The organism is Kosakonia radicincitans DSM 16656 (assembly GCF_000280495.2).
In the GTDB taxonomy this organism is placed as follows: domain Bacteria; phylum Pseudomonadota; class Gammaproteobacteria; order Enterobacterales; family Enterobacteriaceae; genus Kosakonia; species Kosakonia radicincitans.
In genome coordinates, this window is sequence record NZ_CP018016.1 from 913925 (window position 1) to 933740 (window position 19816).

Annotated in this window: 15 protein-coding genes; 10 read left to right on the forward strand and 5 right to left on the reverse strand. The window is 52.9% G+C overall.

Features of this window, described 5'->3' with window-relative positions; genetic code table 11:
- Window positions 1-168: 168 nt before the first annotated feature.
- A complete protein-coding gene (locus tag Y71_RS04590; protein ID WP_007370312.1) occupies window positions 169-561 on the reverse strand; it encodes a hypothetical protein in 393 nt (130 codons plus the stop codon).
- Between the two features lie 561 nt (window positions 562-1122).
- Between Y71_RS04590 and Y71_RS04595 the strand changes: the two genes are divergently transcribed.
- Together Y71_RS04595 and Y71_RS04600 are read left to right on the forward strand one after the other, a co-directional pair.
- Window positions 1123-2778 (forward strand): sensor domain-containing protein, encoded by a 1656-nt coding sequence (locus Y71_RS04595; RefSeq protein ID WP_007370314.1) that lies wholly within the window; start codon window positions 1123-1125, stop codon window positions 2776-2778.
- Window positions 2779-3688: 910 nt separating this feature from the next.
- Complete coding sequence (locus Y71_RS04600) at window positions 3689-5008, forward strand: sensor domain-containing diguanylate cyclase (protein WP_007370318.1); 1320 nt, start codon at window positions 3689-3691, stop codon at window positions 5006-5008.
- 30 nt (window positions 5009-5038) lie between these two features.
- Here Y71_RS04600 and Y71_RS04605 read toward each other — a convergent pair whose 3' ends face one another.
- Window positions 5039-6181, reverse strand: coding sequence for a trans-sulfuration enzyme family protein (locus tag Y71_RS04605; RefSeq protein ID WP_007370319.1), 1143 nt, complete (start codon window positions 6179-6181; stop codon window positions 5039-5041).
- Window positions 6182-6191: 10 nt separating this feature from the next.
- Window positions 6192-7562, reverse strand: a complete 1371-nt coding sequence (locus Y71_RS04610) for a pyridoxal-phosphate dependent enzyme (protein WP_007370320.1) — start codon at window positions 7560-7562, stop codon at window positions 6192-6194.
- Window positions 7563-7956: 394 nt separating this feature from the next.
- Between Y71_RS04610 and Y71_RS04615 the strand changes: the two genes are divergently transcribed.
- The 5 genes from Y71_RS04615 (at window position 7957) to Y71_RS04635 (ending at window position 12963) form a co-directional block, all read left to right on the forward strand.
- Window positions 7957-8979, forward strand: a complete 1023-nt coding sequence (locus Y71_RS04615) for a methionine ABC transporter ATP-binding protein (protein WP_007370322.1) — start codon at window positions 7957-7959, stop codon at window positions 8977-8979.
- Entirely contained in the window at window positions 8972-9640 is a 669-nt protein-coding gene (locus tag Y71_RS04620; protein WP_007370323.1) for a methionine ABC transporter permease, read from the forward strand. The genes Y71_RS04615 and Y71_RS04620 overlap by 8 nt, the downstream gene beginning before the upstream one ends.
- A gap of 18 nt (window positions 9641-9658) precedes the next feature.
- Entirely contained in the window at window positions 9659-10471 is an 813-nt protein-coding gene (locus Y71_RS04625) for a MetQ/NlpA family ABC transporter substrate-binding protein (protein ID WP_007370324.1), read from the forward strand.
- A 154-nt stretch (window positions 10472-10625) separates the two neighbouring features.
- The gene (locus Y71_RS04630) at window positions 10626-11807 is read left to right on the forward strand and encodes an acetyl-CoA C-acetyltransferase (RefSeq protein WP_007370325.1); all 1182 of its coding nucleotides are present in this window, start codon (window positions 10626-10628) and stop codon (window positions 11805-11807) included.
- 475 nt (window positions 11808-12282) lie between these two features.
- The gene (locus tag Y71_RS04635) at window positions 12283-12963 is read left to right on the forward strand and encodes an oligogalacturonate-specific porin KdgM family protein (RefSeq protein WP_007370326.1); all 681 of its coding nucleotides are present in this window, start codon (window positions 12283-12285) and stop codon (window positions 12961-12963) included.
- Between the two features lie 358 nt (window positions 12964-13321).
- Here Y71_RS04635 and Y71_RS04645 read toward each other — a convergent pair whose 3' ends face one another.
- Window positions 13322-14497: an oligogalacturonate lyase family protein gene (locus tag Y71_RS04645; protein ID WP_007370327.1), complete on the reverse strand. Its 1176-nt coding sequence runs from the start codon at window positions 14495-14497 to the stop codon at window positions 13322-13324.
- A gap of 498 nt (window positions 14498-14995) precedes the next feature.
- On the opposite strand from Y71_RS04645, the gene kduI reads away from it, so the two are divergent.
- The 3 genes from kduI (at window position 14996) to araE (ending at window position 18388) form a co-directional block, all read left to right on the forward strand.
- The gene (kduI, locus tag Y71_RS04650) at window positions 14996-15832 is read left to right on the forward strand and encodes a 5-dehydro-4-deoxy-D-glucuronate isomerase (protein WP_007370329.1); all 837 of its coding nucleotides are present in this window, start codon (window positions 14996-14998) and stop codon (window positions 15830-15832) included.
- Between the two features lie 60 nt (window positions 15833-15892).
- Window positions 15893-16654: a 2-dehydro-3-deoxy-D-gluconate 5-dehydrogenase KduD gene (gene kduD / locus Y71_RS04655; protein WP_007370330.1), complete on the forward strand. Its 762-nt coding sequence runs from the start codon at window positions 15893-15895 to the stop codon at window positions 16652-16654.
- A gap of 315 nt (window positions 16655-16969) precedes the next feature.
- On the forward strand, window positions 16970-18388 hold the full coding sequence (gene araE / locus Y71_RS04660; protein WP_007370331.1) for an arabinose-proton symporter AraE: 1419 nt from the start codon (window positions 16970-16972) through the stop codon (window positions 18386-18388).
- A gap of 239 nt (window positions 18389-18627) precedes the next feature.
- Here araE and Y71_RS04665 read toward each other — a convergent pair whose 3' ends face one another.
- Window positions 18628-19758, reverse strand: coding sequence for an oligogalacturonate lyase family protein (locus tag Y71_RS04665; RefSeq protein WP_007370332.1), 1131 nt, complete (start codon window positions 19756-19758; stop codon window positions 18628-18630).
- Between the last annotated feature and the right edge of the window lie 58 nt (window positions 19759-19816).

The following is a 19816-nucleotide window of genomic DNA, read 5'->3' on the forward strand; positions in this document are numbered from 1 at the left end:
ACAGAATAGAATAAAGGCAGACCGGCACAAAACTGTTCCGGTGACCTGTTAAAATTCACAACCTGGCCGACTCATCTTTGTCGCACGAAATGCAGCGACATTATTGGCTGGCAGGACATGATAAATCGTGCTTTATTATTGCCACACGGCGATTTCACCTGTTGGCATTTATTTGCCAATGACCGTAAATAACATATCCAGACGAACAGGATTGCGTTCGCGAATTTCAACCTCAGCCGGGCGGCTGATGGCCGCAACGCTGTCCAGAATACCTCCGGCCGGTGTCGCGAAGGCCTCCGGCGCGGCAACGGGTACCGGTTTGCTTTTCGGCCAGGAGAGGGTGTTGGCCGGGATGTCCGCCGGAGCGCTGGCATTACTGGTTTCCTTACGGCTTGCTGCCGGGCTGACGGCAACCGTCGATTCCTGCACTTCATTGCTGATGCCGGGTGCTACTGCTGTTGTGGTTACTGCTTGCATTGTTTCACCATCTTCAGTCATTTCCTGGAAAGAAACACCGGACATTTTCAGTTTTTCAGCCAAAGAACCTAAATCATCGTACATAGTGTTTGCCTGACCCCGATGTGTTGAATACGAACTATAATAAGCAATACGCCTTCTCTATTACCGTGCGACTGTGCAGGGCGCTAAAGCTAAATAGACGGCATCAATAAAAATTCCCGTCATGCGCTTTAAATGAGAATTTCCTTATATACTGTCGGCGGCGGTCAGTTAAGGTCAAGTGACGTTATCGATAAATGGTAATGAACTTATTTAATGTGTCTATGAATGATTTCTTTATTTATAACGGCATCGTGAAGCAAACCCAGCCTGCATGGGCATTATAGCCAGCGTAGAGGGAAAAGTTATCGCTGTGCGGAAAGTCAGTCTTTTAATTGATAATTACGAAAGGTTGCAATCTTCATTATTTATCCATAATTCACTTTTTTAAATCACTTTTTATTTGTCGGCCACCTGTGTTGTTTCTTTAACGATAAATTGCATTTTATATATAGAATTTGTCTATAAATGTCGTTGTCTATTAATATTGCGGCTGGTTGATATTGAACCTGGTTATTTTTTCAATTAGGATGTCGACGAACTCTTCTTTAAGAAAAAAAGATTATGCATTCTGAAAATGATATTTTCGGCTCTGATAATATGCTTGCCGCACTCGAAAATGTTCACGATGCTGTCGTACTACTGGATAGTATGGAAACCGTGTTTTTCTTTAATCGTGCGGCGGAGAAATTATGGGGCTACCCGCGAATTTCTGTGCTAGGATGTAAAGCCTCTGCGATTCCGTTGTTTGGCTCACTCGATGTGATGCCGACGGGCACCGAAAGTGAGCGTGCGTTAACGGTGATCTCCGCTACCGGTGAAGAGACATCGCTGGCCGCGACCATTAGTTATGAAGGTAGCGGCAGCATCGGTTCTCCCTGTCGTATTGTCGTACACATCGATCAGGAGCGTGTCACGAAGCTCTCGACCTTTGATCGGCTTACCGGCCTGCCGAATCGTGGCGCGCTGCACCAGTATATTGATCAGACGCTGGCCAGCAGCGTGTGCGATCGCGCGGCGTTTTTCTTCCTCGATCTCGATCATTTTAAAGACGTCAATGATGCGCTGGGCTACGCCGCAGGGGATAACGTGCTGGTGGTGATTGCGCAACGCCTGATGACGGAATTCTCCCGCCAGGGATTTGTCAGCCACGCCGACAGCGATGCGTTTGTGCTGGTGATCCCGGATTGCGATTACACCCGCGCCACCAGCATTGCGCAGAAGATCCAGGCGCTGTTCCGTATGCCGTTTAATGTTGCCGATCTGGCGCTGAATGTGACGGTCAGCACCGGTATCAGCCTGTACCCGGATCACGGCGTTTCGCGCGATGGCTTGATCAAACATGCCAACCACGCCTCACATCTGGCGAAGGCGGCGGCGTCCGGCGGTTACCTGTTCTTCAGCACCGAGATGAATCAGGTCGACCAGGAACGTTTAAAACTGGCGGCGGCGCTGAAGCTCGCCATCGCCAGCAATTTGCTGCATTTGCACTATCAACCGCAAATATGGCTGAAGAATGGTGAGCTTTATGGTGTAGAAGCGCTGGCGCGCTGGACCGATCCGGTACTGGGCGATATTCCCCCTGGAAAATTTATCACCCTGGCCGAAGAGACCGGCGAGATTGAAGCCATTGGTCGCTGGACACTCCATGAAGCTTGCCGTCAGATGGCGGAATGGCGCAGTAACGGCATTCATGTGCCGGTGGTATCGGTAAATCTTTCGCCGATCAACTTTTATAACAGCAGCCTGCCGCATTACATCTCCTATCTGCTGCGGCAATACCGCATTCCGTCGAGCTGCCTGACCATCGAGATCACCGAAGGGGTGATGATGGACAAGCGCCCGGAAACGATGGAAGTGATCTGCGCGGTGCGCGAACTGGGCGTCGGGCTGTCGATGGACGATTTTGGCACCGGTTTCTCCTGCCTGTCGCGTCTGGCGCATTTACCGATGACAGAGCTGAAAATCGACCAGAGCTTTATGCGCGATCTCAGCGAAGGCAGCAAAATGAAAGCCATCGCCACTACGGTGGTGAAAATCGGCCAAAGTCTGCATCAGACCGTGGTTGCCGAAGGGGTGGAAACCGAGCAGCAGCGTAATCAACTGCGTGATTTGCAGTGCGACATTGCCCAGGGCTATCTCTACTCCCGCGCCCTGAATGCTTCTGCGCTGGCGGGATGGTTGCAAAGCCGGTTACAACCCGAAATGCGTTATGAGTGAAATCGCAAGGTAGCAGTGGCCCAGGTCTGAAAGGAATATCAGGCCGGAATAACCCCCGGTGCGCGTCCAGTGCCGGGGGATTATTTTATTCCTTTTTTAATAATATTATCCTGCCGCCTAACTGAAGAATTTCAGTGCCACCAGAAATAAGCAGAAAAATAGCATTCCCCATGACATTTGACGATGCGCTTGCCGTGAAGGATTGGTACTGGTGGTTTTATTTTTGCTCGTGTCGATGTTCATAATGAAATATTACCCTGATCGATAATAAACCGATGCCATCCCTTGCCGGGCGGGCATGTATGAAAAACGATGAATGATGGCGCGCCAGCAAGCTGGGCGTCATTTTTTTGTTTTATAGATGATGTTTATTAATTCACTTATATATATAGAAATACCGTTCGAAAATATTTCTTTTGCAGCTATGCTGAATAAATAAAGATAAATTATCTTACCTGTAAAAAATGAAAAATCCACGAGTAAATTTAGCTTTAGGGAAATTAATTTATAGCGATAGCTACTTTCTATTATTCAGCGTTAATAACAGTGATTGCATAAATAAATACTGCCAGCGGCGAATACGGAGCGGCGATAACGAAAAAGCCTGACGCAATGTTGCGCAACGAGGCTATGATGACTTCTCTTGCTGGACGACAGCGCAGGTAGGGCCGCAATAGACCTGCAGGATCGGGGATCGCCGACCGCCATTACGCAAATACGTGCGAATATGATTCACTTTCCTGTGCATAGTCGGCAGTTTATGTATTACAGGTAGTTATATTATGGTGGTTCTCTTGCGACCTGGGCGCATTCTGGCAGGGTGAATATCAGGACGCAGGGATCGGCGAGAAACGCTATCTCGCTCACCAAAGAGTCGTTAAGCGCATCGCGAGTCATGCGGAACAAGATCATGAATAATGAAAAAAAAGTCGATCACCAGGATGAAGATACCAGGCACCTCTTCGAGCTGCTGAACAATAATTCGGACTGGGTTTGGGAAGTGGATGCGCAGGGACGTTATACCTGGTCTTCCGAGGTGGTCACGGAACTGCTTGGCGTGTCGCCGAAAGAGGTCATTGGCAAAACGCCCTTCGATTTTATGCCGCCGGGGGAAGCTGAGCGCGTGGCAGGCGCGTTTGGCGCGATCGTGATGGAAAAACGGGCCTTCTCCGGCCTGGTAAACCGTAACCAGCGTGCTGATGGCAGCATTGTGGTGCTTGAGACCAGCGGCGTTCCGCTCTTTGATGAGCAGGGGGAACTGCGAGGCTATCGCGGCATCGATCGCAATATCTCCAACCTTGGCGAGCGGGTTCTGCAACTGGAAACCATCTATGAAACCACGCCGGTGGCGCTGTGCATGATCGATCGCCAGGGGCGAATGGTGATGTCCAACAAAGCGATGGCGAAGTTGTTGGGGAACACTGTACCGCAGGGCTTTGAAAGCCATGTTCAGCAGTTGATGCCTGACTACTGGCCCTTTTTCCTTACCGATTTTGCCCTTGCTGACAATGGCGAAGAGTTGCCTTCGCGCGAACTCGGCTGGCGCGATCGCTGCTACGATATTCAGTCGGTGCCGGTGCGCGATGCGATGGATGCGGTCGTCGGTTTATCGGTGACCTGGGTGGATATCACCGAGCGTCGTCATGCGGAACATAAGCTCGCCAGCGCGAATAAAGTGCTGCAACAGTACGCCCAGCTCGACCATCTGACCGGTTTGTTTAACCGTCGCTATATGGATGAGTGTCTGCTGGCGGAGATTGCCCGCGCGTTGCAGGAGGATTTTCCGCTGTCGGTTTGCCTGGCGGATATCGATTACTTCAAAAATTACAACGACAGCCAGGGGCATCAGGCCGGAGATGACTGCCTGCGCATCGTTGCCAAAACCCTGACCGCATCGCAACTGCGCAGCGACAATAATGTCAGCCGCTATGGCGGCGAAGAGTTTCTGATTATCTTACCTGGCACCGATTTGGCGCAGGCGATGGGGATGGCTGAAGGCGTGCGCAGTCGTGTCAGCGCGCTACAGATGCCGCATGACGCCAGCCCCATCGGCTTTATTACCATCAGCATTGGCGTGGCGACATTGCGGGCCGGGCAGCCGGAATATGAAGATAAACCGCTGCATATGATTGCCAGCGGCCTGATCCATCGGGCTGATACCGCACTCTATGCGGCGAAAAGACAGGGACGCAACCAGGTTGTTTCCGCGCGGGATACCTCTTGCAGCTAAAAGGGAGCCATCAGGCTCCCTTTTAACGTCTCAGGCCAGCGCCTGTTTCCAGTCGGCAATCAGATCCTTTTCATCTTCAATACCCACCGACAGGCGAATCAACTGTGGCGTAATGCCGTTCGCCAGCCGCTGTTCCAGCGGGATTGAAGCGTGGGTCATGCTGAATGGCTGGCTGACCAGGCTTTCGACGCCGCCCAGGCTCTCAGCCAGCGTAAACAGTGTTAATTTTTTGATGATCTCGCTTGCCCGCGCATCGTCGCCTTTCACCACCACGGAAATCATGCCGCCCGGCAGCGCCATCTGCGTGCGGGCCAGTTGATATTGCGGGTGGGATTCCAGCCACGGAAACCACACTTTTTCCACCTGCGGTTGCTGCTCCAGCCAGCGTGCAAGCGCCAGCGCGTTGCTGCTGTGGCGCTCCACGCGCAGGGAAAGGGTGCGGATACCGCGCAGCGTCAGGAAACTACTGAAGGGATCGAGCACGCCGCCGACGGCGTTTTGCAGATAACCGAGTTTTTCCGCCAGTTGCGGGTTATCACCGACGACCGCCAGACCGGCAACCACATCCGAATGGCCGTTCAGGTATTTGGTGGCGGAGTGCACCACAATATCGAAACCCAGCTCCAGCGGGCGATGGATCACCGGCGATGCGAAGGTGTTATCCGCCACGCTCAGCACGTTGTGACGTTTGGCGATGGCGGCGATAGCGGCCAGATCCGCCAGCTTCAACAGCGGGTTGGTGGGCGTTTCCACCCAGATCATTTTAGTCTCCGGGCGAATGGCGGCTTCCAGCCCGGCCAGATCGTCCGGCTTCACCCAGCTTACCTGCAACCCGGCGCTGCGGCGGCGCACGTTTTCAATCAGGCGATACGTGCCGCCATAGACATCATCAATCGCCACCAGATGGCTGTCTTTATCCAGCAGTTCCAGCACCGTGGAGATACTGGCGAGGCCGGAGGCAAAAGCATAACCGCGTGTACCGCCTTCCAGTTCGGCGATAGCTGTTTCCAGCGCGTGGCGCGTCGGGTTGCCGCTGCGCGAATATTCATAACCGGTGTGCTGGCCCGGCGCAGGCTGTGCAAAGGTGGAGGTGGCATAAATCGGCGGCATGACCGCGCCGTGTTGGTCGTTGAAGACGCCGCTGTGGACGCTTTGCGTTGCCAGGTTTTTCATTTTGTTTTCCTTATTGTTCAAGACGGTTGCGCCAGGTCGTCAGCACATCGCTACGGGTTATCAGGCCGACAAAGCGGCCGTTATCGGCGATCACCGCCACCAGGCCGCGATCGAAAATGTTGCGCAGTGCGCTTTCCGGCGCATGCTTATCGAGAATTTCTACGTTACGTGTCATCGCCTGGCGAACCGGCAGGGAGAAGCGCTGGCTGTCGCCCTGCACGTGGCTTATCAAATCCCACTCATCGACGATGCCGACCAGTTGGCCGTTTTCCAGCACCGGCAGTTGCGAAATGTCATACAGCCGCATGCGCGCCAGTACGGCGGCGAGGCTGTCTTCCGGCGCGGCGGTCACGGTGGCACCTTCGTCGTGACGCAGGGCGATAAAATCCGTGAGATCGCCATTCGACGGGCGGGTCAGCAGACCTTGCTGGCGCATCCAGTCGTCATTAAACATTTTCGACAGGTATTTGTTGCCGCTATCGCAGGCGAAAGTGACCACGCGTTTTGGCGAAGTTTGCGCCTGGCAGTAACGCAGCGCGGCGCTGAGCAGGGTGCCGGTGGACGATCCCGCCAGAATACCCTCCTGTTGCAGCAACTCGCGTGCGGTGGCAAAGGCTTCACGGTCAGTGACGCGGAAGGCTTTATGCACGCCGTCGATCTGCGCCAGCGGCGGAATAAAATCCTCACCGATACCTTCAACCAGCCAGGAACCCGGCTCACCATAACGACCGGTTTCAACCTGATCGGCGAGGATCGATCCTGCCGGATCCGCCAGGACGAACTCGGTATGCGGTGAGTGTTGCGCGAACCAGGCCTGTAAACCGCCAAGCGTGCCGCCGGAACCAACGCCGACAACGATGGCGTCAATTCGCCCGTCGAGCTGGGCAAAAATTTCTGGAGCGGTCGTGGTCGCGTGCGCCAGAGGGTTGGCTTCGTTATTGAACTGATCGATGTAAAACGCTCCCGGCGTTTCTTGTGCCAGACGACGGGCGTAATCCTGGTAATAAGCCGGATGGCCTTTGTTGACGTCGGAACGCGTCAGCACCACTTTTGCACCCAGCGCGCGCAGGTGGAAAATCTTCTCGCGGCTCATTTTGTCCGGCACCACCAGGATCAGCGAATAGCCTTTTTGCGCGGCGATCAGCGCCAGCCCCAGCCCGGTATTGCCAGCCGTAGCTTCAATAATCGTACCGCCAGGCGCGAGCAGACCCAGCCGCTCGGCTTCATTGATCATCGACAACGCCACGCGATCTTTAATCGAACCACCGGGGTTCTGGTTTTCCAGTTTGAGAAATAATTCGCAGGGGCCGCTTGCCAGTTTATGCAACTGCAACAGCGGCGTTTGGCCGATCAATTCGGTTACTGAATGGAAGACAGACATTGTGTATTCACCCGTGGAAAAAACTGATGCACGGATGATAGGTCTGTCATTTTTCGCTTTTAAAGAATCTTTATTCGGCGTTTAGAACAAACGGAAATATAAAGCTCTGTTTAGCCATCGGGAAGGAGAGCCGTATAGTCGTCCGGACGTGTTAATAGCTAAAAAACGCCTTTTTGCGCTGATTTCATGCACTTTTTGCCGCTTCTTTGCCGGAGTTATGCGTTTTTCGGTAATAGATTGCGAAAAAAATCCTTATGGCCAAATTCCGCATTCTGCCGCTTTTAGCGCTTTTGGTTATAAGCGAGTGACATTTAGTTATTTGAAATATAACTGCGGCTGATTATTATCACCTGGACATCCATACTGCTAAACCGCCAAACGGAAACACCAACGAATGATCGTGCTAAGGAATATTTCCAAAATTTTCGACCAGGGAAAGGCATCGATTACCGCCGTCGATAGCGTCAATCTGACGGTTGAGCAGGGGCAAATTTACGGAATTATTGGCTACAGCGGTGCTGGAAAAAGTACGCTGATCCGTTTACTGAATGGCCTGGAAAAGCCGACCAGCGGCAGCGTGGTGATTAACGGTCAGGACATTGCGCAAGCAAAGGGCGAAGCCCTGCGTCAGGCGCGTCTGAAGATCAGCATGGTCTTCCAGCACTTCAATTTATTGTGGTCGCGCACGGTCAGCGAAAACATCGCCTTTTCAATGCAGATTGCCGGTGCGCCAAAAGCGAAAATTCAGGCCCGCGTGGCGGAACTGATCGAGCTGGTGGGGCTGAAAGGCCGCGAGAATGCCTATCCGTCGCAGCTTAGCGGCGGGCAGAAACAGCGCGTTGGCATTGCGCGCGCGCTGGCGAATAACCCGGACGTCCTGCTGTGCGATGAAGCGACCTCGGCACTGGATCCGCAGACCACCGATCAGATCCTCGATCTGCTGCTGGATATTAATCGCCGTTTCAAACTGACCATCGTGCTGATCACCCATGAAATGCACGTGGTGCGCAAAATCTGCGATCGGGTCGCGGTAATGGAGAACGGCAAAGTAGTGGAAGAGGGCGACGTGCTGAACGTCTTTACCCATCCGCAGCAGCCGATTACCCGTCAGTTTGTGCGCCAGGTAAGCCAGTATAAAGAAGAAGAGACGTTCAACCCGGAGTTGAACAGCGATCTCGACGGCACGGTTATTAAGCTGACGTTTACCGGCCACAGTACGCACCAGCCGATCGTTGGCGAACTGACGCTGCGTTACGGTCTGCCGTTCAATATTCTGCACGGCAAGATGTCGCAGACGGCACACGGTGTTTTTGGACAATTATGGGTGCACGTGAAGGCGACCCCGGAACAACTGGACAATATCCTTGCGGATTTGCGCAACACCGATATTGCAAGCGAGGTCGTAACACATGGCTGACTCTTTCTTCCCGCATCTGAAATGGGAACAACTCTGGGCGGCGACGCAAGAGACGTTATATATGACGGCGCTCTCCGGCGCGGCAACATTCGTACTGGGTATTTTGCTGGGACTGGCGCTGTTTCTGACGGCGCGCGGCGGGCTGTTCCAGAACCGCACGCTGTATAGCGTGATTTCGATTGTGGTGAATGTTTTCCGCTCTATCCCGTTCATCATTTTGATTGTGCTGTTGATCCCTTTTACCAAAACCATCGTCGGGACCATTCTCGGCGCGAATGCCGCGCTGCCCGCGCTGATTGTCGGTGCGGCGCCGTTTTACGCGCGCTTAGTCGAGATTGCGCTGCGCGAGGTGGATAAAGGGGTGATCGAGGCGACGCGTTCAATGGGCGCGCGGCTGAGCACACTGGTCTTCCGGGTATTACTGCCTGAATCATCGCCTGCGCTGGTGTCCGGTATTACCGTGACGCTGATTGCGCTGGTGAGTTATAGCGCCATGGCCGGAGTTATTGGCGCGGGCGGGTTGGGTAATCTTGCTTATCTGGAAGGATTCCAGCGCAACCACAACGACGTCACGCTGGTGGCGACGGTGACGATTCTTATCATCGTCTTCATTATTCAGTTCTGCGGCGACGTGATCACTTCTCTGTTAGATAAACGATAATTATTGGAAACCACCATCATGAAAAAAACACTGACACTGATTGCCGCAGCAACCCTTAGCGTTCTGAGCTTCTCCTCCTGGGCGGATACACTGACCGTCGGCGCATCCAACGTGCCGCACGCGGAAATCCTTGAGCAGGCGAAACCGATTCTGGCGAAGCAGGGCATCGATCTTGAGATCAAACCGTTCCAGGATTACATCCTGCCGAACACCGCGCTGGCAAGCCGCGAACTGGATGCGAACTACTTCCAGCACATTCCGTACCTGAACAGCGTTATCAAAGATCATGCGGGCGACAAATCTTATGATTTCGTCAGCGCCGGCGCGATTCATATCGAGCCGATTGGTATCTACTCTAAAAAATACAAATCGCTGAAAGACCTGCCGGTAGGCGGCAAAGTGATCATGCGTGATGCCGTTTCTGAAGAGGGGCGTATTCTCTCCATCTTCGAAAAAGCGGGCGTGATCAAGCTGAAACCGGGCGTGGATAAAGTGACGGCGCGTATCGACGATATCGTTGAGAACCCGAAAAAGCTGAAGTTCCTGCCGAACGTGGAAGCCGCACTGCTGCCGCAGATGTATAACAACAATGAAGGCGATGCGGTGGTGATCAACGCCAACTACGCCATCGATGCGGGCCTGGATCCGGTACACGATCCGATCGCCGTTGAGAGCGGTGAAAACAACCCGTATGCCAACATCATTACCGTACACCGCGGCGACGAGAAGAAAAAAGATATCGTGGCGCTGGTGAACGTGCTGCACTCCAAAGAGATTCAGGACTGGATCCGCACCAAATATAAAGGTGCGGTGATCCCGGTTAACAACTGATCCCCTTCGCGCGCGGTTTTACCTGGCCGCGCGCCATTTCCTTCTGCCCCTTCTCTTATTCCTTGTGATTAATCTCACCAATTTTAAACATCTGCGTTAACACTCATTAACAATGCACTACTATTGCCAGGTTCAGTGACTGCGGGAGCCAGCAATGAAAGATGTCGTGATTGTGGCGGCGGTGCGTACGCCGATCGGCTGTTTTCAGGGAGCGCTGTCGCGCCATTCTGCCGTAGAACTGGGTAGCCTGGTGGTGCAGGCGCTGGTGGAACGCAGCGGCGTACAGCCACAGGATATTGATGAAGTGATTTTAGGCCAGGTGCTGACCGCCGGAGCCGGGCAAAACCCTGCCCGCCAGTCGGCCATCAAAGGCGGCCTGCCGAACACCGTTTCCGCCATTACCATCAACGACGTGTGCGGTTCCGGGCTAAAGGCGCTGCATCTGGCATCGCAAGCGATTCAGTGCGGCGAGGCGGATGTGGTGATCGCGGGCGGTCAGGAAAATATGAGCCGCGCGCCGCATGTTCTGACCGACAGCCGCACCGGGGCGCGACTGGGTAACAGCCAGTTGATTGACAGCCTGGTGCATGATGGCCTGTGGGATGCGTTCAATGATTATCATATGGGCGTTACCGCCGAGAATCTGGCGCGCGAGTATGGCATCAGCCGCGAGCGGCAGGATGAGTGGGCGTTAAGTTCGCAGCATAAAGCGCGTGCGGCGATTGATGCTGGCCGTTTTCGTGATGAAATAGTCCCGGTGAAGACGCAGAGCGCGGACGGGCAACCGCTGCTGGTGGAGACCGATGAGCAGCCGCGCACCGATCCCAGTGCGGAAGCGCTGGCGAAACTGACGCCCGCCTTTGAACAGACGGGTTCAGTCACTGCCGGAAATGCGTCGCCGCTGAACGATGGCGCTGCTGCCGTGCTGATGATGAGCGAAGGCAAAGCGGCCGAACTGAATTTACCGGTGCTGGCGCGAATTCGCGCCTTTGCCAGCGTTGGCGTCGATCCGGCGTTGATGGGGATCGCGCCGGTTTATGCCATGCGTCGCTGTCTGGAGCGCGCAGGCTGGCAGCTTGACGATGTCGATCTGATCGAAGCCAACGAAGCTTATGCGGCGCAGGCGCTGTCGGTGGGGAAAATCCTCGAATGGGATGAGAAGCGCGTTAACGTCAACGGCGGCGCTATTGCGCTGGGCCATCCGATTGGCGCTTCCGGTTGCCGAATTCTGGTTTCGTTGCTGCATGAGATGCAAAAGCGCAATGTCCGCAAAGGGCTGGCGACACTTTGTATCGGCGGCGGGCAGGGCGTGGCGTTGGCCGTTGAACGCGATTAATCTCTTCCTTATTGCGAATAAAGCCTTCCATCCGGAAGGCTTTATTATTTGTGACACCCATCGCAAGTGTTGTTTCAATTAAAATAAAACTTCTCTTTCTCGCGCTAATAACATGCTCGATTTAATTAAATCATTTATTTAAATCTCTATATCTATATTATCCCCCGCGTTACAATTTGAAATGATCAAGATAAGCTGGCTTATTATTAGTCGGTTTTGGTTGTAGCTCTATGTTTTGCATTGTGTTTTTTATTTGTATTTAACTATGTAAGATAACCGTTAATAGAAAAATGGTGTGATCTTGACCCTGTTTGTTACTGCTTTTAACTGCAATTTATTGATATTCATCACGCCGTTATACATAGTTCCGCCGCAGACAAATATTTACGATCGCGATCACTAAAATAAAGTTCTCATAAAAATAAAATAGAATTCCATAAAAATGGAACATAATTTTAATTTCTTGGGGTAACTCATGTTTAAAAAATCTCTGGCTCTTGCTTCACTCCTTGGCGCATCCTTCGCTTCACAAGCGGTCACTGTAGACTTACGTCATGAATACATCGATAGCGGTTCAAACGCCGATCGCGTTGCGGTTTCTCACCGCTTTGAAAATGGCGTTGGTTTTGGTGTGGAAGCGAAATGGAAATCGGGCGGCGACGATGCGGATAAACCGCTAACGGAAATCGTCGGTAACGGTCACGAAGAATCCATTAACTGGCGCTGGGCAGCGACCAAAAATATTGCGTTAACACCAGGCTTTAATATCGAAAGTAAAGATACCAACTCTATCTATAAACCCTATATTCATGCGCAGTACAGCTTCGATAACGGCGTTTATATTGCCGGCCGTTACCGCTATGAATACACACGTAACCCGGATTCCAGCACCGTTGATAACAAGGTCAACAAATTCGATGCATGGCTCGGCTGGGCGATGGGCGATTATCGCGTTGAGCTGAACTATGTTTACGCCAAAAGCACCGAAGATGTTATTCGCGAAAACAACAAAACCTATTCCAACGAATACAACGCTAAAGTGGCCTATAAACTGGATAAAAACTGGTCTCCGTATGTGGAAGTCGGCAACGTTGGCGTGAAAACCACTGACGAACGCCAGACCCGTTTCCGCGTCGGTGTCGCGTACTCTTTCTGATTGTCTGCATTACCCTCAATAAATTCCCCGGAGCTTTTGGCCGGGGATTTTTATGCCCGTCATATGCCCGTCATACTTCACGCTGCAGGTGCGTTGCATGCCGGATGGCGCGAACGCGTATCCGGCCTACAACAAGACGGTCTTTTTATGTTCTCGTGAATGTATGCCTTAAATAATTCGCGTTGCAGGAAGGCGGCGACGCAGCGAATCCCCAGGAGCTTACTGAAGTAAGTGACTGGGGTTCGCGAGGAAAGCCAACGCATCTGCAACGCGAAGTATGACGGGCATAGGGCATAGGGAGGTAAAAAAAAGCCCTCCGGGGAGGGCAAGGCCAGTTACAGAAACACTTACTCAAAATCTATGCTTGCAACAAGGTGCGTTGTTCCGGAAGTTTCGCGATATAGAGCGCCGGTTTGCCGTCTTTATCCGAACTAAACAAAATCGCGCTGTCGTCCGGTGTGAACGACGGATGTGGATGAGTCACCTGGCGGCTGTTGGCAAACGTCGCCCATGAGGTGTCGTGGCGCGCCACGCGGAAATAGCCTTTTTGCGCCACGTCGAAAACGTACAAATAAGGATCGTTATCGATGGTGTAACCGCTGGTATCTTTCACATCCACCGGCGTACCGGAACCATCACCAACCAGCAGCGTGCCGTCGAAATTACTCATCAGATGCGAGCAGGCAGGCATGGGCATTACAGCTTCATTGACGCCGGTATCCGGGTTGAAACGGTAAATCATGCGGCCCTGTTCTCCCTTCAGATACGAGACATACACCAGCGCAGAACCGTTCGGCACCCAGAATTCGTGCGTGCAGCTTTCGCCTTCAGCGTGATCTTTCACTTTGCGCACGTTGCTGCCGTCTTCATTCACCAGCCACATCCGCGCATCCACCAGATCGTGTGGGCCTTCATGGCAGAACGCGACGGTATTGTCATCGAACGGACGGTAAATGGGATGTCCGAGCCAGTTTTTCTCTTCATGGATTACGCTGCTTGCGCCGCTTTTCAGATCGACACGCAGCAGGCGGCAGTGCGGCCCTTTGTGGAAGAAATCATGGAACAGTTTCCAGTCATTCAGCGGCGTCCAGTCGCTGGCGGCAATCTCGATCCCCACCAGTTTGCTGCAATCGCTATTGGCAACCCAGGTGCCGTAACCGACCCACTCATCCGGCACGCGATAAACTTCACGCTCTGCCAGCGTCTGCAAATTCACTTCGCGCAGGGTGCGATCGTTTTTCACATAGTAGAGCGCGCTGTCATCCGGAGAGAGAAAACCACCGAAGGTGTTGTCGCCCGCGCCTTCCGTTAACTGAATGGCTTCGGCTTTGGCGATATCCAGCAGGTAGTAGTTCCAGTGTCCGTCAAATTCACCGGCGAATAGCAGATGGCTGCCATCATTAAAGAAACACTTTTGATAAAAGTAATTCCGGTGACAGGTCACTTCCGGTGGGGTTAAGCGGGTGACTTCCGCGCCGGTATCCGGATCGCGGCTGATTGCATAATTGAGTTTTACCCGCATGCCTTTCGCCATTATTTCGCTCCTTTTTCGGGTCTGCTGGGAAAGCGTGCGTCCCAATGATGACCACTGATTCTCATAAGTTTAAAAACAGGGTATTAAATTATCAAAACATTGTTTCAGTATGTGTGATTGCTGACGCACTTTATAAGAAAATTCCAGCTATTACGCAGTATGTGGAGAGAAGAAGAAGCCGGGTGAAAGCGAACTTTGATTTTAAACAGGAAAAGTGCTGATCGGCTGCCGGAATTCAAAGATTAGCTTAACTTATTGTTTGATATTATTAATTTCAAGCTCAGGATGTAAAGAAACCCCTCCGCTGGCGCTGTCAACGCCAAACAATCGTGATCGCACTTACAGATTTCATAATAATCAGCATAAAAATTGAAACGTTGTTTTATTAATAATTGAAAACATGTTTTAGCCGGGATAAGATGCGTCTAAAGAAAAAACGGAACGACGTTTCCAGTTCCGTTTTGCGCCGTTTCGGTCAAATTTACGTCGGAGGTTATTGTGGAAGTCAGACAAAGCATCCACAGTGCGCACGCCAAAACGCTGGATACCCAGGGCCTGCGCAATGAGTTTTTAGTTGAAAAAGTGTTCGTTGATGACGAATACACCATGGTCTACAGCCACATCGACCGCATCATTGTCGGCGGCATTAAGCCGGTACAGAAAAACGTTTCTGTCGGCGGCGAAGTGGGTAAGCAACTTGGCGTGACCTATTTCCTCGAACGCCGCGAGCTGGGGGTCATCAACATTGGCGGTCCGGGTACCATTACCGTTGACGGCCAGTGCTATGAAATTGGTCACCGCGATGCGTTATACGTTGGCAAAGGCGCGAAAGAAGTGGTTTTCGCCAGCATCGATAGCGCAAAACCGGCCAAGTTCTACTACAACTGCGCGCCGGCGCACATGACCTTCCCAACGAAAAAAGTGACCCCTGCGGATGTCGCGCCGGTCACCCTTGGCGATCCGCTCACCAGTAACCGCCGCACCATCAATAAATATTTCGTGCCGGATGTGCTGGAAACCTGCCAGTTAAGCATGGGGCTGACCGAGCTTGCGCCGGGCAACTTGTGGAACACCATGCCGTGCCATACCCATGAACGCCGCATGGAAGTCTATTTCTACTTCAACATGGAAGAGGATGCCTGCGTTTTCCACATGATGGGAGAACCGCAGCAAACGCGTCATATCGTGATGCACAACGAGCAAGCCGTCATTTCTCCAAGCTGGTCCATTCACTCGGGTGTCGGTACGCGTGCGTACACCTTCATCTGGGGAATGGTGGGTGAGAACCAGGTCTTTGATGACATGGATCACGTCGCTGTAAAAGATCTGCGCTAATTGCGGGCAGCATAAAACCATGCCTGTCCGGTACAGGCGCTGATAGATTAAGGAACTAACATGATTCTGGATGCATTTTCTCTTCAAGGTAAGGTTGCGGTGGTGAGCGGTTGCGATACCGGTCTCGGTCAGGGGATGGCGCTGGGTCTGGCGGAAGCAGGCTGCGACATCGTTGGCATCAACATCGTTGAACCAACAGAAACCATCGAGCGCGTGACCGCGCTGGGCCGTCGTTTTCTCAGCCTGACCGCCGATCTGCGTAAGATCGACGGCATTCCGGCACTGCTGGAACGTGCGGTCGCAGAGTTCGGTAAGATCGATATTCTGGTAAATAACGCCGGTTTGATCCGCCGTGAAGACGCGATCAACTTCAGCGAGCGGGACTGGGATGACGTCATGAACCTGAACATCAAGAGCGTATTCTTTATGTCTCAGGCGGCGGCGAAACACTTTATCGCTCAGGGTAACGGCGGCAAGATCATCAACATCGCTTCCATGCTCTCCTTCCAGGGCGGCATTCGCGTTCCGTCTTACACCGCGTCAAAAAGCGGCGTAATGGGCATCACCCGTCTGCTGGCTAACGAATGGGCGAAGCACAATATCAACGTCAATGCGATTGCGCCGGGCTACATGGCGACCAACAACACCCAGCAACTGCGCGCCGACGAACAGCGCAGCGCCGAGATCCTCGATCGTATCCCGGCTGCGCGTTGGGGTCTGCCGAGCGATCTGAAAGGGCCGGTGGTGTTCCTCGCGTCGAAAGCATCTGACTATATCAACGGTTACACCGTGGCCGTTGATGGCGGCTGGCTGGCACGCTAACTCGCCTGCCGGCGCCTGAAAAAGCCTGCCTGCGGGCAGGCTTTTTTATATCTGCATAATGTTTGTCCATATGTGTTTAATTGAAAAATCCATATCTATTTCTCGTGAAATCACACTCTTCTTTATAAATTTTATAAAAATTAGATATTTAAAATTAGTTTAGTGCTTAAACTATATTTTCAAAATTGTAAACTCCATCACAAAACACTATGCCATAGCGAATTAATCCATATCTTCGCGAGTTCCTCACTGACGCTCCCTGCGGTTGCTGACTTACTTTCATAGAACACCTTACTTTGTGCAGGCAGGGAAAAAATGACTTCTATCAGTAATGACTCTGTAACACTTCCGCGCGCGTTGCGTGACACCCGGCGGATGAACCTGTTTGTTTCTGTTTCGGCAGCGGTCGCCGGGCTGTTGTTTGGCCTTGATATCGGCGTGATCGCCGGTGCGCTGCCGTTTATTACCGATCATTTTGTGTTGAGCAGCCGCCTGCAGGAGTGGGTGGTGAGCAGCATGATGCTTGGCGCAGCGCTGGGCGCACTGTTTAACGGCTGGCTCTCGTTCCGCCTGGGGCGTAAATACAGCCTGATGGCCGGTGCGGTGCTGTTTGTTGCCGGTTCACTCGGTTCGGCGTTTGCCGGTAGCGTGGAAATGCTGCTCCTTTCTCGCGTGCTGTTGGGCATTGCGGTGGGGATTGCTTCATACACTGCACCGCTCTATCTCTCAGAAATGGCCAGCGAAAACGTACGCGGCAAGATGATCAGCATGTACCAGTTGATGGTAACGCTGGGGATTGTGCTGGCATTCCTCTCCGATACGGCGTTCAGCTACAGCGGTAACTGGCGGGCGATGCTCGGCGTGCTGGCGTTGCCGGCGGTGCTTTTGATTATTCTGGTGATTTTCCTCCCCAACAGCCCGCGCTGGCTGGCGCAAAAAGGGCGTCATATCGAAGCGGAAGAGGTGCTGCGGATGCTGCGCGATACCTCGGAAAAAGCGCGCGAGGAGCTGAACGAGATCCGCGAAAGCCTGAAACTGAAACAGGGCGGTTTTCAGTTGTTTAAAACCAACCGCAATGTGCGCCGCGCGGTGTTCCTCGGCATGTTGTTGCAGGCGATGCAGCAGTTTACCGGGATGAACATCATCATGTATTACGCGCCGCGCATCTTTAAAATGGCCGGGTTTACGACCACTGAGGAGCAGATGATCGCCACGCTGGTGGTCGGGTTGACCTTTATGTTCGCCACCTTTATCGCGGTATTTACGGTGGATAAAGCAGGGCGTAAACCGGCGCTGAAAATTGGTTTCAGCGTGATGGCGATTGGCACGCTGATCCTCGGTTACTGTCTGATGCAGTTTGATAACGGCACGGCGTCCAGCGGTTTGTCCTGGCTGTCGGTCGGCATGACTATGATGTGCATCGCCGGATATGCGATGAGCGCCGCGCCGGTCGTGTGGATCCTCTGCTCGGAGATCCAGCCGCTGAAATGCCGTGACTTTGGTATCACCTGTTCAACCACCACTAACTGGGTGTCGAACATGATTATTGGCGCGAGTTTCCTGACGTTGCTGGATGCGATTGGCGCGGCCGGGACGTTCTGGCTCTATACGGCGCTGAATCTGGTGTTTGTCGGCGTCACGTTCTGGCTGGTACCGGAAACCAAAAACGTCACGCTGGAGCATATCGAGCGTCGTCTGATGTCCGGCGAGAAGCTGCGGGATATTGGGGTTTAACGGTTTGACGTATGTGGAATTGTTCCGTTCATCATATGTTTAGCAGACGCGTAAGCTCTGTGGCTCGTGAACGGGAGAAGGGATGCTGCCGCGCACCCCTTCTCAATCCCCGCGGGGGACACAACCCCGGCTGTGAGCCTGGTGTAACCAAAAATTGTCTCATCGCTGAAGGTGTTGCAGCGCGTAGGCCCGGTAAGCGCAGCGCCACCGGGCAATAACCATTACACCCGCAATAACCATTACACCCGCGCCAGATAGAGCGCTGGCATTCCTTCGGCATCCGAGGTGTAGAGCACCCATTGATTATCCGGCGTAAACGACGGATGCGGATGCGTCACCTGGCGGTCGCCGTCCAGCACTTTCCAGCTACTGTTATGCTGGCAAATCGCGGTCTGCTCGCCGCTGTTGATATCGAAAACCCAGATAAACGGATCGTTAAGATGAATAGCGCCGGTATGGTGCGGCGCGCCGTCGCCCACCACTAAACTGCCATCTTCGTTACTCATCAAATGCGAGCAGGGTGGGATCGCCATTAACTGACGGTTTTCCAGCGTCTGCGGATCGGCGCTGAACAGGTAGCGCCGCGGATCGTTCTCCTGATGTGCCACGTAATAGAGCGCGGAGCCGTCCGGTACCCAGAATTCATGGGTAAAGCTCTCTCCCGGCTGGTGCTGGCGGACTTTGCGCAGGTTGCTGCCATCTTCATTAATCAACCACATACGCGCATCAATCACATCGCGCGGCCCTTCATGACAAAATGCCACGGTGGAATCATCAAACGGACGGTAAATCGGGTGCCCCAGCCAGCGTTTTTCCTGCAGCAACGTGTCGCGTTCGCCGCTGTGTAAATCGATGCGGATCAACCGGCATTCCGGCTGCGTAAAGTAGAAGTCGCGGAATTTTTGCCAGTCGGTCAGCGGTTGCCAGTCGCTTTTCTTGATTTCGATACCCACCAGTTTTGTGCAGGTTGAATTCGCCACCCAGGTGCCGTAAGCCACCCAGTCGTCATCGACCTGATAAACGATATGCTCTTCCAGTGTGTGCAGATCAACGCGCCGTAATTCGCGGGTGTTTTTTACATACCACAGTGAACGATCGTCCGCCGATAAAAAGCCGCCGAAAGTATTATCCCCGGCGCCTTCGGTTAACTGTGTTGCTTCGTGACGGGCGAGATCCAGTAAATAGTAATTCCAGTGGCCTTCAAATGCGCCGCCGAAAAGGAGTTTCCCGCCGTCGCGGGTAAAGCATTTTTGGTAGAAGTAATTACGGTGACAAATAATGTGCGGCGGCGTCAGACGAATAACCTCGTGCCCCGTTTTTTCATCGTGCTGGTGACGGAAGGTGAGTGGAACAATTTTCCCCTTTGCCATCTGCGGCTCCTTAGATAAAAAAATACCCTGCCGCGGGCAGGCAGGGTATGTCGTGACG

What these genes read in the sequence shown, in the direction of transcription:
- Y71_RS04620 (WP_007370323.1), top strand. Translation starts at nt 8,972, where the DNA reads ATGGCTGACTCTTTCTTCCCGCATCTGAAATGGGAACAACTCTGGGCG.
- Y71_RS04635 (WP_007370326.1), top strand. Translation starts at nt 12,283, where the DNA reads ATGTTTAAAAAATCTCTGGCTCTTGCTTCACTCCTTGGCGCATCCTTC.
- kduD (WP_007370330.1), top strand. Translation starts at nt 15,893, where the DNA reads ATGATTCTGGATGCATTTTCTCTTCAAGGTAAGGTTGCGGTGGTGAGC.
- Y71_RS04645 (WP_007370327.1), bottom strand. Translation starts at nt 14,497, where the DNA reads ATGGCGAAAGGCATGCGGGTAAAACTCAATTATGCAATCAGCCGCGAT.
- Y71_RS04610 (WP_007370320.1), bottom strand. Translation starts at nt 7,562, where the DNA reads ATGTCTGTCTTCCATTCAGTAACCGAATTGATCGGCCAAACGCCGCTG.
- Y71_RS04630 (WP_007370325.1), top strand. Translation starts at nt 10,626, where the DNA reads ATGAAAGATGTCGTGATTGTGGCGGCGGTGCGTACGCCGATCGGCTGT.
- Y71_RS04600 (WP_007370318.1), top strand. Translation starts at nt 3,689, where the DNA reads ATGAATAATGAAAAAAAAGTCGATCACCAGGATGAAGATACCAGGCAC.
- Y71_RS04595 (WP_007370314.1), top strand. Translation starts at nt 1,123, where the DNA reads ATGCATTCTGAAAATGATATTTTCGGCTCTGATAATATGCTTGCCGCA.
- Y71_RS04625 (WP_007370324.1), top strand. Translation starts at nt 9,659, where the DNA reads ATGAAAAAAACACTGACACTGATTGCCGCAGCAACCCTTAGCGTTCTG.
- Y71_RS04665 (WP_007370332.1), bottom strand. Translation starts at nt 19,758, where the DNA reads ATGGCAAAGGGGAAAATTGTTCCACTCACCTTCCGTCACCAGCACGAT.
- araE (WP_007370331.1), top strand. Translation starts at nt 16,970, where the DNA reads ATGACTTCTATCAGTAATGACTCTGTAACACTTCCGCGCGCGTTGCGT.
- Y71_RS04605 (WP_007370319.1), bottom strand. Translation starts at nt 6,181, where the DNA reads ATGAAAAACCTGGCAACGCAAAGCGTCCACAGCGGCGTCTTCAACGAC.
- Y71_RS04615 (WP_007370322.1), top strand. Translation starts at nt 7,957, where the DNA reads ATGATCGTGCTAAGGAATATTTCCAAAATTTTCGACCAGGGAAAGGCA.
- Y71_RS04590 (WP_007370312.1), bottom strand. Translation starts at nt 561, where the DNA reads ATGTACGATGATTTAGGTTCTTTGGCTGAAAAACTGAAAATGTCCGGT.